This is a genomic window from Promicromonospora sukumoe 327MFSha3.1 (assembly GCF_000385135.1).
In the GTDB taxonomy this organism is placed as follows: Bacteria; Actinomycetota; Actinomycetes; order Actinomycetales; family Cellulomonadaceae; genus Promicromonospora; species Promicromonospora sukumoe_B.
Window position 1 is genome coordinate 72075 of record NZ_ARQM01000005.1, and the last position, 13265, is coordinate 85339.

Here is a 13265-nt window from a genome sequence, read left to right on the forward strand (position 1 = left end):
AATGCTCGCATGGACGGTCGATCACGCCTCACCCAGCCACCTCAGCCTGCGCGAGGTGCCCGATCCGGCGCCCGGGCCGCACGACGCGGTCATCGAGGTGCGCGCCTTCGCGCCGAACCACGGCGACCTCGAGTCCCTGCCGGGCGTGCGCGACGGCGCGATCCCCGGCTGGGACGCCGCGGGCGTCGTCGTGGCCGAGGCGCTCGACGGGACGGGACCGCGGCTCGGCCAGGCGGTGGTCTCGCTCGGGGCCGACGGCGCCTGGGCGCAGCGCCGGCTGGTGACCGCCGAGTCCGTGGGGCTCGTCCCGGCCGGCGCCGACCTGAACGCCGCGAGCGTCGTGCCGGTCGCGGCGACCAGCGCGCTGCGCGGGCTCCGGCGCCTCGGCCCCGTCCTCGGCCGCCGTGTGCTGGTGCTGGGCGGGACGAGCGCGGTCGGCCTGTTCGCCGTGCAGCTCGCCGCGCGCAGCGGGGCGGAGGTCGTCGCCACCACCAGGAACCCCGCGGCCCGGGAGCGGCTGATCGAGCTCGGCGCGCACGACGTGGTCGCCTCGCCGTCCGACCTGGGCGACGACGTGTCCGGTGTGCTCGACCTGCTGGGCGGCTCCCATCTGGTGCGGGCGTTCGCCCGGCTCGCGCCGGGCGGCACCCTCGTCGCGCTGGGGCACGCGGCGGGCGAGGGGGAGCGCTTCGCGTACGGCGACCTGTTCGGTGACGCCGCCCGGCACGACCGCTCCCTGACGACCTTCTTCCTCGGGGCCGAGGCGGACCTCGGCCCCGACATGACCAGGCTCGCGCACGAGATCCACCAGGGGCGGCTCGACCCCGTGGTCGGATCCGTGCGGCCATGGCGCGAGCTGCCGGACGCTTTCGCGGCCGGCGCGGAACGGGCCTACGGGAAGACCGTCCTGACCGTCGAGTAGGGAACGCTGGCCGTCGCCTTCCTGCCCGACGCCGGGCGCGAGGCGGAGGTCGACCAGGCGCTTCGGGCCCGGTACGGCGACGACTCCGGCGTCCACCGGATGACCCGGTCGCCGGCGCGGGAGACGACGCTCCGCGTGGTGCCGCTCGCCTGAGGGGGCTCCGGATGGAGGCAGGCTCGGGTGTGGAGACCGGCGGCGTCTCGACAGGCTGGTGTGACGTCGATCAGCGTCCGGGCCTGTAGGAGATGGTCTCGCCGAAGCCTGTCGAGATGAAGCGCCGTTCGCCGCCCGAGCCAGGGGCGATCTCCATCAGCGCGTAGGCCTCGTAGTCTCCCTCGGGCATCCCCGCAGCAGGATCCAGCAGGCATGCCGGGTCGGGATCGCCGATCGCGACGTGTATCTGATCGCTGCCCTTGTCGTCTACCCGGAAGCGCTCCACGGGCTCCGACCGGACGTCGGATCCGACGGAGACGACGCGACCACCGCTGAGCCAGACCAGGGTGGGCGGTGTCCGCGTCGTGTCGACGTCCGGACCCTCCTTGTTCTCGAACCAGAACGACATCCGCTGCGCCGAACTGCTGACCGTCAGCAGCTCCGGACCCCAGGAGTCGTAGAACCTGCCCGGGATGTCGGAGGCGTGGTCCCCGCACGCCAGGCTGGTGCCCTCCAGCCACGGCGGCTGGTAACCCTCGCGGATCCCGACGGCCAGCGGTTCCTCGTCAGGCACGTCGACCGCGGGGACCTCCATCGTGACGGGCTCGCTGACCACCAGCTCGAGGACGCCGTCCCCCTCCGTCCACGACATCACGGCGTACACGTCGTACGTGCCGGCCGGGCGCGGGTCCAGGTACTCCTCCCACGGCGTCTCCGGTCCCTTCGTCGTCCACGCCCCGCACGCGGTGAACGCATCCGCCTCGGCGACCCGCACGACCGAACCGCCCGCGCCGGGCAGCGCGTACCCACCTTCGCGCCAGCCCCGGCCGAGGTCCACCACCTGGCCGTTCCGCGCGAAGACCAGGTGCGGACGTCCCCCGTCCAGGTCCGGTCCTTCCGCATCCGTTCGTACGATCCGGACCGGCGCGCTCAGGAAGTCGTCCCGCACGTCCCCGCCGTCGGCGGCCTCGACGTCCCCGGTCAGCTCCAGGCGCACGGTGTCGGATGTCGACGTCAGGGCCGTCACGTCCATGCCGCAGAGGTACTGCTCACCGATCCCCGACCAGCCGCTCGGCGCCCAGCCCGCACCTACGGCGTCGCTCGAGGTCTCGGGGCTGGGCGTGGCCGGCGGTACGTGTTCCGAGAGGAACCGCCCCGGCCCCCACGCCGCGGCGAATCCCAGCAGCACGATCAGCACCAGCGAGACGCCGCCGATCGCGGCCACCTTCGCCGTCCGACGACGCCGGATCGCACCGGTCACCGCGTCCAGCCGCTCGTCCAACGACGTGTCCACCTCCGGTGCCGTGACCTCGGCCAGCGCGTCGCGCAGCACCGCCGCGGCGTCGAACAGGTGCCGCTTCACCGTGCCCTGGCTCGTCCCGAGGGCGGCCGCGATCTGCGGCACCGTCAGGTCGTCGAAGTACCGCAGGATCACCACCTCACGCTGCCGCGGGGAGAGCCGGCGCAGGGCGACGCCGACGTCCACCCGCGCGGTGGCGACCCGGTCCGCCCCGGGCGTGTGGGCGTCCTCGGCGAGGAGGTGCTTCAGGGCGACCCAGTGGTTCCGCCTGCGGTAGCCGTCCAGGTAGATGGTCAGGATCGCGCGCCGCACGTACGCCTCCGCGCTGGTGGTCTCCGAACGGCGCAGGTCCACCTGCGCCTCGCCCGAGCGCGGCGGACGGCGCAGCCGCGAGTAGACCTTGACCAGTGCGTCCTGCACCAGGTCCTCGGCCTGCGCCTTGTCCCGCGTCAGCGAGTACGCGTACCCCACCAGCGCTCCGCCGCGCCGGACCACGAGCTCCGTCAGCTCGGTCTCCCACTGGACCATGTCGGTCTCCCCTCGTCCCGCTGCCCGTAACGGACGGAGGGCACGGACCGTTGAGGCGGGACCGTACGGGATCAGGTCGTCCGGCGGTATGCGGTCAGGAGTGGCGACGCGTGTGGAGATGTCTTCGCGAGGAGAAGGTGAGATCTGCGCTGCGACCGTGAGATTCGTCCGCCCTTGACATGGTATCGACCGACCCGCAGACTACTTTTGCAAATGTGGCGGCAGAAGTCGCATGGTTGCCGCCATAAATGACAAGGTCGTCAAAAGGGGAGCTCCATGCAGATCTCACACGCGTCTCGCGCGCGACGGCTCGGCGCGGTAGTGGCGGGCGGTGCACTCCTCGCGGGCACGCTCGTCGCCGCCCCGGCCGTCGCCGCCCCGTCCACCGCCCCAGCCCGTACGCCTACCGCCGCGGCGGGTGAGGCGTGCGGACCGGACGACGGGCTGCCGGACTCGAAGATCTCCATCCAGCTGTACACGCACGTCGGCGAGCTCGGATCCGGCACACCGGCCCCCGAGACGATCGACCGCGTGCTCGGCGCGGTGGCCGACGCCGGCTTCACCAACGTCGAGCCGTTCAGCCAGCCCTACTCGATGCCGGTCGGCGACTACCAGGCGATCCTCGACCGCCACGGCCTCGAGGTGTCCTCGAGCCACGGCAGCACCGACTGGGACACGTGGCCCGAGACCGTCGCGTATGCCGTCGCGCTGGGCCAGGACTACATCGGTACCGGCGGCATGGCGGGCAGCTACGGCACCTACGAGGAGGCGCTCGCGACCGCGGCGTACGTGAACCGGCTCGGCGAGTACGCGCACGAGAACGGCGCGAACAAGATCGTGCTGCACAACCACCAGAGCGAGTTCACCACGCGCTACCCCGACCCGGAGACGGGGGAGATGGTCAGCGCCTGGCAGGTCATCGAGGAGAACACCGACCCCCGCTACGTCACGTTCCAGCTCGACGTCGGCTGGGCCGCGGACGCCGGCATCGACGTCCCGGCGTGGATCGAGGAGTACGGGGACCGCATCGAGCTGCTCCACGTCAAGGACGCCGTGAACGTGAACGCCGAGGGCGACATGCGGCAGGTGGCCCTCGGCAGCGGCGAGATGGACCTCCCGGCGATCATCGCGGCGGCCGAGCCGTACGTGCAGTACTACACCTACGAGTGGGACGACGCGCCGTCGTTCGAGACCTCGGCCGAGTCCTACCGGTACCTGCGCTGCTACCTGGCCGAGGGCGGGGGCGGCGACGAGTGCGAGGCCGACGACGGCGAGTCGCTGGCGCTGGGCCGGCCGGTCACGACGTCCAGCGTCGACGACCCCGCTCGCACCGGTGAGATGGCTGTGGACGGCAACGCCGGCACCCGGTGGGGCAGCGGGTGGAGCGAGCCGGAGTGGATCGCGGTGGACCTCGGCGCCGAGTACGACCTCGACCGCGTCGTGATCGACTGGGAGACCGCGTACGCGTCGGGGTACGAGATCCAGACCTCGCCCGACGGCGAGACCTGGACCACGGTGCACACCGTCACCGACGGTGACGGCCTCTTCGACGACCTCGACGTCTCGGGCACGGCCCGCCACGTGCGCCTGTACGCCACGGAGCGCGCCACCCAGTGGGGCTTCTCCCTCTACGAGCTCGAGATCTACGGCACGCCGAGCGGGCAGCCGACGCCGGAGCCCGCGGTCCGGGGCGCCGGGTACTGGACGTCGGAGTTCCGGCAGGTCAAGCACCCGGACCACACGGCCGACGAGCTGCTGTGCCTCCTGTCGACCACGCGCACGCAGAGCGACGTGTTCGACGAGGCGGTCGACCTGACCACGCTGGAGGACGCCGTCCAGGTCCTGTGGCCGCGTCACCACGATGAGCCGCTCGACGTCCTCGACCGGCTGCTGCTCAGCACGTGGCTCAACGTCGCGACGGGCGCGCTCGACCTGGAGGACCCGATCGGCGGGGGCCGGACGGTGGGCGACCTGCTGCACGCTGTCGAGTCCGTGCGTCTCGACGCGGGCGCGACGAGGGCCGACCTGAAGGAGCACAGGAACGCGCTGGAGACGGTGAACGCCCGGCACTGACCGGGGAGAGTGCTGGGCCAGGGGCCGGTGCGTGCTCGTCGAGGCGCGCCGGTCCCGGCTCCTGGCGCGTCGTCCGGCGCCGTCGGTACGATCCCGTCCATGGCGGACGCGTCCGCACCACCCGACTCGCTCCGAGACCCCGAGCACCCCGCCGAGGTCCGGCACACCGGCTCGTTGCCCGCCGTCGCGTGGGTTCCCGTGGGCGCGGCGGTGCTGGTGCTCGGTGTGCTGCTGACCGCGACCAGCACCCGGTACGGATACCACCGGGACGAGCTGTACTTCCGCATGCTGGAGCCGGCCTGGGGCTACGTGGACCAGCCGCCCCTGACCCCGTGGCTGGTGCGGACCTTCGCCGAGCTGTTCGGCGACACGCTCCTGGTCATGCGCCTCCCGGCGACGCTCGCGCACCTGGCCGCGATCGTCGTGATCGCCCTCTTCGCACGTGAGCTGGGCGGGCGCGGGGGAGCGCAGGCGCTGGCCGCCTGGGGCTACGGGACGGCCGGGATCCCCGTGGCGTTCGGGCACACGCTGCTCACCTCGAGCCTTGACCTGGTCATGTGGCCGGCGGTCCTCCTGTGCGTGATCCGCGCCGTGCAGCGGGACCCGTGCTGGTGGCTCGTCGCCGGGCTGCTCGCTGGCCTCGCGCTGTACAACAAGCTGCTGGTGGTAGCCCTGCTCGGCGCGATCCTGCTCGGGCTGATCGTCGCGTGGCCGTGGCGGAGGCTGCGGGAGTCCGAGGCCGTGGACAGGTGGCCCCTGGCCACGATCTGGCCGTGGGCCGGCGCGGCCGTCGCGTTGCTCGTCGGTCTGCCGAACGTGGTGTTCCAGGCCACGAACGGCTGGCCGCAGCTCGCGATGGGTGCGGCCCTGGGCGAGAACAACGCCGCCGACGTGCGTAGCGAGATGTGGCTGTTCCAGGTGCTCACGCTCGGCGTGCCGCTGACCCTGGTGTGGGTCGTCGGGCTGGTGTGGTTGTGGCGCCGTCGGCCCCTGCTGCGCTTCCTCGTGGTCGCCTACCCGGCGCTGCTCGCGTTCACCTACCTGGCCGGGTCCCAGACCTACTACGCGACCGGGCTGCTCTCGGTGCTGTTCGCCGCGGGCTGTGTGCCGGTCGCGGACCGGGCCGGGACCACCTGGCGGCGGACGGTCGTCGTGGTGGTGGCGGTGAACGCCGTGATATGCCTGGTCATCAGCCTGCCGCTGGTGCCGGTGGGTGTGCTGGGAAGGACGCCGATCCCCGACATCAACTCGGCCGCGCAGGACGCGGTCGGCTGGCCCGAGTACGCGCGGCAGGTCGCCGCCGTGTACGGGTCGCTCCCTGCGCAGGACCGCGACCGGACGGTGATCCTGACGCAGAACTACGGCGAAGCGGGGGCCATGGACCGTTACGGGCCCGAGCTCGGGCTGCCCCCGGCGTACTCGGGGCACAACGAGCTGTGGGAGTACGGACCGCCGCCGGCGTCCTCGACCATCGCCCTGGTGCTCACGGATGCCCCGGGCGCGTGGGACCACCGGTTCGAGCGGTGCGCGGTCCGGGGGCGGCTCGACAACGGCGTGGGCATCGACAACGAGGAGCAGGGTGTGTCGATCCTGGAGTGCCGCGACCCGGTGAACGGCTGGGGCGCCCTGTGGCCGCAGACGCGGCACCTGGACTGACCCGGCCGGTACGGGTCACGGTCAGCACTGCGCCCGGGTATTCGGCGAGCGCGTCCTCCAGCTGTTCGACGAGGGTCAGGCCAGGGCGGCCGCTTGCACGGCGTGGCGCTTGGTCCGCTCGTCCCGGCGCATGTCGCGACGGCAAGGAGCGCGACATCCACCGGGGCGAGCGGCAAGGCCATGGTGACCACCGTGCGTCGGCACTCGCACGCCGAGCGCCGACGGTCCGGGCCGACCCGTCCAGGATCAGCCCGAACAGCGCCGACGTCAGCGCCGGGCCAGGTTCTCCGTGGCCGGCCCCTCCAGCAGCGTGCCGTCCGGTGCGAAGCGCGAGCCGTGCACGGGGCAGTCCCAGGACCGCTCCTGGTCGTTCCACCGCACGACGCCGCCGAGGTGCGGGCACACGCGCGACACCTCGCTCCCGCCGGGCGCCTCCCCCGTGGGCCGGGTCGCCGCGCAGGCCCAGCCCCTGGACTGCTCGCCGAAGGTGACCGCCGACCGGGACGTCGGCTCGGGCGGCCGGGCCCACGGCTCCAGGGCCGGACCCCACTCGACCGGGTCGCCGAGCAGCCGGCCCGCCAGCGCCAGGCCGGCCCCGGTGCCGGTCGTCAGGCCCCACTTGCCGTAGCCCGTCGCCACGAGCACCCGTTCGTCGCCCGGCCAGACCGGCCCGACGAACGGCAGCCCGGTGTCGCTGATGTAGTCCTGCGCCGCCCACGCGTGGTGCGCGCTCCCGACGGGCAGGTGCGTGCGGGTCCAGTCGTCGAGGGTCGCGAGCCGTGCGGCCGGGTTCGGCTCCCGCCCGGTCGGATAGCCCTCGCCGCCCACCATGAGCAGCCCGCCCGCCATGCGGAGCGAGCGGGTGGGGGAGCCGGCCGTGATCGACGTCGTCCCGGCGAAGCCCGCCGGGAGCGCCGCGGGATCGGGTACGTCCCAGGTGGTCAGCAGGCTGCGGCCCGCCTCCAGGCGCAGGAACAGCCCGCCGAGACGCCCGGGCGGCGCGCCGGTCGCCAGGACCACGTGCTCGGCGAGCACCGTCCCGCGCGTGGTGCGCAGCGCGACGCCCGACCGCAGCCGGCGTACCTTCCGCACCCGGACGCCGTCGTGCACCGGGACGCCGCGGGCGCGCAGCCGGGAGCGCAGGGCCGACAGCATCCGCAGCGGGTCGACCTGGCCCTGCCCCGGGAGGCGGACGGCGCCGGAGGTGGGGACCGGGTAGGGCGGTTCGTCCTCCCACGTCGCCGCCAGCCCGTGCCGCGAGCAGGTCGCGAGCACGGCCTCGACCTCGGGCACCTGGGCGGGCGTCGTGGCGACCGTGAGGTCGTCGCGGTTCTCGACGGGCACGCCCAGGTCGTCCAGGGTGCGGCGCAGCCAGCCGAGCCCCGCGAACCCCGCCGCGAGGTAGCTGTCCACCGCCTCGTCGCCGTGGTGTGCGACGCGCGCGAGCTGCACGCCCTGGAGCACGGAGAGCTTGCCGGTGGACCGGGCGGTCGTGGTGGCGCCGGCTGGGGCCTTGTCCAGCACCACCACGTCGGCGTTGCCGTCGGCGAGGCGCAGGGCGGTCACGACGCCGGTGATCCCGGCGCCCACCACGACGACGTCCGCGCGCAGGGGCTCGGGTGCCAGGACACCCGGACCCTCCTGCCCGCCTGCGGCTTCGGGGGTCTCCTGGCTCACGGTGCGCCTCCTGTGCCGGTGGTCGGGTGTCGCGCAACCGGCCTCCTCAGGCTGGCACGCGGCACCGGCACTCGCACGACGCCTACGGGCCGGGCGTGCTGGGCCGGAGATGACCGACCAGGGCGTGCACGAGGTCTTCCGGGTTCTCCTCGGCCACGTGGTGCCCGGAGTCGATGCCGAACCCGTCGAGGTCGTCCGCCCAGGCACGCCAGATCGTGAGCGGGTCCCCGTACAGCTCCTCGAGGTCGTCGCGGAGCGACCACAGCACACGCAGCGGGGCGGCGACCTGGCGTCCCGCCGCGCGGTCCGCCTCCTCGTGCGTGCGATCGACCGTCAGGCCCGCCCGGTAGTCCTCCAGCATCGATCGCACCACGTCGGGGTCCGCGACGGCGGCCATGAGCTCGGCGTGGTTCTCGGCGCCCATGGTCTCGGGGTTCGCCTTGGCCCCGTACCAGGCCGCGGGGTCCGCGTTGATGACCCGTTCCGGGATGTCCGGCTGGGCGAAGAAGAACCAGTGCCACCAGCTCGTGGCGAAGGCCGGGCCGGCGCGGCGCAGGTGCTCGCTCACGGGCAGGCAGTCGATCAGCACCAGGCGCTCGACCGCCCCGGGGTGGTCGAGCGCGAGCCGGAGGGCCACCAGGCTTCCGCGGTCGTGTCCCACGAGGTGGAAGCGCTCGTGGCCGAGCTCCCGCATGACGGTCAGCAGGTCGCCGGCGACCGCCCGTGCAGGAGCAGGACGGGCGGGCCGGACCCGCCGTGGCGGACGAAGAGCGACGCGTCCTTCGTCGCGAGCCGTTCGGTCGTGAAGCCATCGAACATCCGGCCAGGCTATCCGCGCGCATCGCTGGTCGCCCGAGCGCGAGCGGTCGGCACCCGACCTAGGGTCGGGGTGAGTCGAGCAGCCGTGCGCCGGCACGGGGAGGGGACCACGACATGCGCTTCGGATACACCCTGATGACCGAGCAGAGCGGGCCACGCGAGCTGGTCCGGTACGCCGCGGCGGCCGAGGAGGCCGGATTCGACTTCGAGGTCTCCAGCGACCACTTCTCGCCCTGGCTCGCGGAGCAGGGGCACGCGCCCAACGCCTGGGTGCTCCTGGGGGCGGTGGCGCAGGCCACCAGCCGGGTCGAGCTGATGAGCTTCGTGACGTGCCCGACCATGCGGTACCACCCCGCGGTCGTGGCCCAGCAGGCAGCGACGCTCCAGCTCCTGGCCGACGGCAGGTTCACGCTGGGCCTCGGCGCCGGGGAGAATCTCAACGAGCACGTGATCGGCGAGGGCTGGCCCGGGGTCGCCGTGCGGCACGACCTCCTGGAGGAGGCGATCCACGTCATCCGCGAGCTGCTGACGGGCGAGCTCGTCACCTGGGAGGGGCAGCACTTCCGCATCGAGTCCGGGCACCTGTGGGACGTCCCGGACGCCGGGGTCAAGATCGGTGTCGCCGTGTCCGGTGAGCAGGGCGTGGAGCGGTTCGCCCCGCTCGCCGACCACCTCGTCCAGACGACGCCCGACGCCGATGTCGTGCGCGGCTGGAGGGCCTTGCACCCGGGGCCGACCCGGGTCTTCGGCCAGGTCCCGGTGTGCTGGGACCCCGACGAGGACGCGGCGGTCGCCCGGGCGCACGCCGAGTTCCGCTGGTTCGGCGGCGGGTGGGCCGTGAACGCGGACCTGCCGACGCCGGCCGGGTTCACGGCCGCCGCCCAGTTCGTGCGGCCCGAGGACGTCGCTTCGTCGATCGCGTGCGGTCCCGACCTGGACAAGCTGGCCGAGAGCGCCCGCCCGTTCCTGGACGCGGGGTTCACCGACCTCGCGTTCGTGCAGGTCGGTGACCACCACCAGGACCGGTTCCTGGCCGAGGCCGCAGGCCCCCTGCTGGAGCGGGCCCGGGCGCTCTGACCGCCGAGCGGACCACGACCCACGGCGTGCGAGTACCGCCGCCGCCGAGGAACATCGAGGTCATGAGGGTGACGCGGTGGCGGTGGGTGGCGCGAGGTGCCGTCGCCGCGACCGTGCTCGCCGGCACGGCCTCGTGCACGGTCGCCAGTCACCAGGAGCCGGGGCAGGCGAGCGCGGCGGTCGCCGACGCCCTGTCCCAGGCGGGCTCGGCGGCCGAGACCACGCGGATCGTCGTCGCGCAGCTGTCCCGGGGGCGGCTGACCGGCCCCATGGCCGACACCGCCCTGCTCGACCAGCTCCGCGTGCTCGACGACGCCGAGACGGCGCTGACCACCCTGGTCCCGCCCGACACCACCTCGTCCGACCAGCGCGCCGCCGGGCTCGCGGCCGTCGGCGACGTGACGGACGTCGTCGTGAGCACACGCGAGTGGGACGCGGCCCGCGCCGGTGGCGACCTCGGCGGCGCGGCCGCCGTGCCGCCGTCGGCCGACGCGCTGCTCGCGGACCTCGAGAAGGCCACCGGCGCAGTCGATCGCGCACTGGCCCTGGCCGGTGGCCCGTGAAGAAGGTACTGGGCGTCGCCCTCGGCATCCTCACCGCCATCGGCGGCTTCGTCGACATCGGTGACCTGGTCACCAACGCCGTCGTCGGGTCCCGGTTCGGGCTGTCGCTCGTCTGGGTCGTGGCGCTCGGCGTGGTCGGGATCTGCCTTTTCGCGAGCATGGCGGGCCGCGTCGCGGCCGTGAGCGGCCGCGCGACGTTCGAGATCATCCGCGAGCGGCTCGGCCCGAAGGCGGCCGGCGCCAACCTCGTGGCGTCGTTCGCCATCAACCTCCTGACGCTGACGGCGGAGATCGGCGGCATCGCCCTCGCGCTCCACCTCGTCAGCAGCGTCGAGCCGCGGCTCTGGATCCCGGTGGCGGCGCTGGCCGTGTGGCTGGTGCTGTGGCGCGTGAAGTTCCAGGTGATGGAGAACGTCGCGGGCCTGATGGGGCTGCTGCTGGTGGGCTTCGGCGTCGCCCTGTTCCTGCTCGGCCCGGACTGGGGCGAGCTGATGCGGCAGGCGGTGCCGCCCTCCCCGCCGTCGACCGAGCACCCGGCGGCGTACTGGTACTACGCCGTCGCGCTCTTCGGCGCCGCCATGACCCCGTACGAGGTGTTCTTCTTCTCCTCGGGCGCGGTCGAGGAACGCTGGACGGCCAAGGACCTGACGATGAACCGCGCGAACGTGCTGATCGGGTTCCCGCTCGGCGGGCTGCTGTCGGTCGCGATCGCGGCGTGCGCGGCCGTCGTGCTGCTGCCCGCGGGGATCGAGGTCTCGTCGCTGTCCCAGATCGTGCTGCCGGTCGCGCAGGCCGGGGGAGTGCTGCTGCTGGCCCTGGTCATCATCGGCATCGTCGCCGCGACGTTCGGTGCCGCCCTGGAGACGGCGCTGTCCAGCGGGTACTCCCTGGCCCAGTACCTCGGCTGGTCGTGGGGCAAGTTCCGCAGGCCCGCCCGCGCGGCCCGGTTCCACGTCACGATGGTCGTGGCGATCCTGCTCGGCGTCGGCATCCTGATGACCAGCGTCGACCCGATCGCGGTGACGGAGATGTCGGTGGTCTTCTCGGCCGTCGCGCTGCCCCTGACCTACGTGCCGATCCTCGTGGTGGCGAACGACCCGCAGTACATGGGCTGCCACGTCAACGGGCGGGTGGTCAACGCCCTGGGCACGGTGTACCTGGTGATCGTGGTCGTGGCGGCTGTCGCCGCGATCCCGCTGATGATCGCGACGGGAGCAGGGTCATGACGCACGAGCGGATCGTCGACGCCCGGCTGCACCTGCTCAGCCGGCAGGTGCTCGACGCCGACGGCGAGCCGGTCCGTGCCGTCGACGACCTCGAGCTCGTCGGGCCCGACGGGCAGCCGGCCCGGGCCGGTGCCGAGGTCCGCGTCGGCGCGATCCTGGTCGGCCCGGTCCTGTTCGTCCGGCTCTTCGGCGGCGCGGTGCCCGTCTCCCGGCAGCCCCGGATCGCGTGGGAGGACGTCGGCCACGTCGGCACGGCGATCGAGCTGACCGTGCCGTCCGACCGCCTCGACGCGGACTGGGTGGAGCACTGGCTGCGCGACCACGTCGTCGGCCGCATCCCCGGGGGCCGCCACGACCCGGAGGCGGACGGATGAACGTGGGCGACCTGCTCGACGCGCGCGTCCTGGGCCCTGACGGCGCCGCGCTTGGCGTCGTCGTGGACGTGCGGTTCGCCCTGGAGGTCGTCGACGAGCCGGACGACGAGTCGCGGGAGCGGGACCGGGAGGACCCCGAGACGCCGCTGAGCGCGCACCTCGGCCGGGACGCGGTCGGTGGCGCCCGCCTGGTCGGGCTGCTGGTGAGCCCGCGCAGCGGGGGATCGTTCCTGGGGTTCGAGCGGACCGAGGTGCGTTCGCCCTGGCCGATCGCCCAGCTCGTCCGCCGTCGGCACCGCGGCACGTTCCTCGTGGGCTGGTCCGACGTCGCCGAGGTGCGTACGGACGGGGCTCCCGTGATCGTGCGGCTCGTCGCCGGGTTCGAGAGACGCTCGCCCGCGCTGTGAAGGCCACGGGACGCACGGAGGAGAGTGGCTGGATGACGTTCTGGATCTGCCGGCGATGTGGCCTCGAGCACGAGCCACGACCCGCCGTGTGCGCGGTCTGCGCCGACGAGCGGGAGCTGGTGCCCGCCGACGGGCAGCGGTGGACCACGCTCGAGGAGCTCGCCGCCGAGGGGACGAGCTTCGTCGTGGAGGAGCTGGAGCCGGACCTGGTCGGCCTGACGGCGCAGCCCGACGTCGGCATCGGCCCCACCGCGAAGATCGCCCGGACGGCGGCGGGGAACCTCATGTTCGACGTCCCCGGCTACGTCGACGACGCCGCTGTCGCCGCCGTCCAGGGCCTCGGCGGGCTCGCGTACATCGTGGCGAGCCACCCGCACATGTACGGGGTGCAGGTCGAGTGGAGCCGCCGGCTGGGCGGCGTCCCGATCCTGGTCAGCGAGGCCGACGCCGGCTGGCTCGCCCGGACCGACGACGCCGTCGAGCTGTGGAA

At 73.5% G+C, this 13265-nt stretch carries 11 protein-coding genes and 1 pseudogene; 9 read left to right on the forward strand and 3 right to left on the reverse strand.

The features are described 5' to 3' along the window. The first annotated feature begins 1 nt into the window (after nt 1). A complete protein-coding gene (locus H291_RS0103025; protein ID WP_026365339.1) occupies nt 2-922 on the forward strand; it encodes a zinc-binding dehydrogenase in 921 nt (306 codons plus the stop codon). 223 nt (nt 923-1145) lie between these two features. Here H291_RS0103025 and H291_RS33165 read toward each other — a convergent pair whose 3' ends face one another. After that, complete coding sequence (locus tag H291_RS33165; RefSeq protein ID WP_020013508.1) at nt 1146-2903, reverse strand: SigE family RNA polymerase sigma factor; 1758 nt, start codon at nt 2901-2903, stop codon at nt 1146-1148. Between the two features lie 276 nt (nt 2904-3179). On the opposite strand from H291_RS33165, the gene H291_RS0103035 reads away from it, so the two are divergent. Both H291_RS0103035 and H291_RS0103040 read left to right on the forward strand, forming a co-directional pair. Further along, the gene (locus H291_RS0103035) at nt 3180-4976 is read left to right on the forward strand and encodes a discoidin domain-containing protein (protein ID WP_084467670.1); all 1797 of its coding nucleotides are present in this window, start codon (nt 3180-3182) and stop codon (nt 4974-4976) included. A 99-nt stretch (nt 4977-5075) separates the two neighbouring features. After that, nucleotides 5076-6632 (forward strand): ArnT family glycosyltransferase, encoded by a 1557-nt coding sequence (locus H291_RS0103040; RefSeq protein WP_020013509.1) that lies wholly within the window; start codon nt 5076-5078, stop codon nt 6630-6632. Nucleotides 6633-6899: 267 nt separating this feature from the next. On the opposite strand, the gene H291_RS28405 is transcribed toward H291_RS0103040, so the two are convergent. Together H291_RS28405 and H291_RS31990 are read right to left on the reverse strand one after the other, a co-directional pair. Then, nucleotides 6900-8309 carry an FAD-dependent oxidoreductase gene (locus H291_RS28405; protein WP_020013510.1) on the reverse strand — a complete coding sequence of 470 codons (1410 nt, stop codon included), beginning with the start codon at nt 8307-8309 and terminating at the stop codon, nt 6900-6902. Nucleotides 8310-8391: 82 nt separating this feature from the next. After that, a complete protein-coding gene (locus H291_RS31990) occupies nt 8392-9003 on the reverse strand; it encodes an alpha/beta fold hydrolase (RefSeq protein WP_198012390.1) in 612 nt (203 codons plus the stop codon). A gap of 260 nt (nt 9004-9263) precedes the next feature. Between H291_RS31990 and H291_RS0103055 the strand changes: the two genes are divergently transcribed. The 6 genes and pseudogenes from H291_RS0103055 to H291_RS0103080 form a co-directional block, all read left to right on the forward strand. Beyond that, complete coding sequence (locus H291_RS0103055; protein WP_232215974.1) at nt 9264-10205, forward strand: TIGR03557 family F420-dependent LLM class oxidoreductase; 942 nt, start codon at nt 9264-9266, stop codon at nt 10203-10205. Nucleotides 10206-10267: 62 nt separating this feature from the next. Continuing rightward, nucleotides 10268-10768 (forward strand): hypothetical protein, encoded by a 501-nt coding sequence (locus tag H291_RS0103060; protein ID WP_020013512.1) that lies wholly within the window; start codon nt 10268-10270, stop codon nt 10766-10768. Continuing rightward, complete coding sequence (locus tag H291_RS0103065; RefSeq protein ID WP_020013513.1) at nt 10765-11994, forward strand: NRAMP family divalent metal transporter; 1230 nt, start codon at nt 10765-10767, stop codon at nt 11992-11994. The genes H291_RS0103060 and H291_RS0103065 overlap by 4 nt, the downstream gene beginning before the upstream one ends. Next, nucleotides 11991-12368, forward strand: coding sequence for a hypothetical protein (locus H291_RS0103070; protein WP_020013514.1), 378 nt, complete (start codon nt 11991-11993; stop codon nt 12366-12368). The genes H291_RS0103065 and H291_RS0103070 overlap by 4 nt, the downstream gene beginning before the upstream one ends. Further along, complete coding sequence (locus tag H291_RS0103075) at nt 12365-12775, forward strand: hypothetical protein (protein ID WP_020013515.1); 411 nt, start codon at nt 12365-12367, stop codon at nt 12773-12775. The genes H291_RS0103070 and H291_RS0103075 overlap by 4 nt, the downstream gene beginning before the upstream one ends. Nucleotides 12776-12807: 32 nt before the next feature. Continuing rightward, a pseudogene (locus H291_RS0103080) lies at nt 12808-13265 on the forward strand (hydrolase); the annotation flags it as partial.

Excerpts from the sequence above, each read along its gene's own strand:
- H291_RS0103025 (WP_026365339.1), top strand. The coding sequence starts at position 2 with ATGCTCGCATGGACGGTCGATCACGCCTCACCCAGCCACCTCAGCCTG.
- H291_RS33165 (WP_020013508.1), bottom strand. The coding sequence starts at position 2,903 with ATGGTCCAGTGGGAGACCGAGCTGACGGAGCTCGTGGTCCGGCGCGGC.
- H291_RS0103035 (WP_084467670.1), top strand. The coding sequence starts at position 3,180 with ATGCAGATCTCACACGCGTCTCGCGCGCGACGGCTCGGCGCGGTAGTG.
- H291_RS0103040 (WP_020013509.1), top strand. The coding sequence starts at position 5,076 with ATGGCGGACGCGTCCGCACCACCCGACTCGCTCCGAGACCCCGAGCAC.
- H291_RS31990 (WP_198012390.1), bottom strand. The coding sequence starts at position 9,003 with ATGCGGGAGCTCGGCCACGAGCGCTTCCACCTCGTGGGACACGACCGC.
- H291_RS0103055 (WP_232215974.1), top strand. The coding sequence starts at position 9,264 with ATGACCGAGCAGAGCGGGCCACGCGAGCTGGTCCGGTACGCCGCGGCG.
- H291_RS0103060 (WP_020013512.1), top strand. The coding sequence starts at position 10,268 with ATGAGGGTGACGCGGTGGCGGTGGGTGGCGCGAGGTGCCGTCGCCGCG.
- H291_RS0103070 (WP_020013514.1), top strand. The coding sequence starts at position 11,991 with ATGACGCACGAGCGGATCGTCGACGCCCGGCTGCACCTGCTCAGCCGG.
- H291_RS0103075 (WP_020013515.1), top strand. The coding sequence starts at position 12,365 with ATGAACGTGGGCGACCTGCTCGACGCGCGCGTCCTGGGCCCTGACGGC.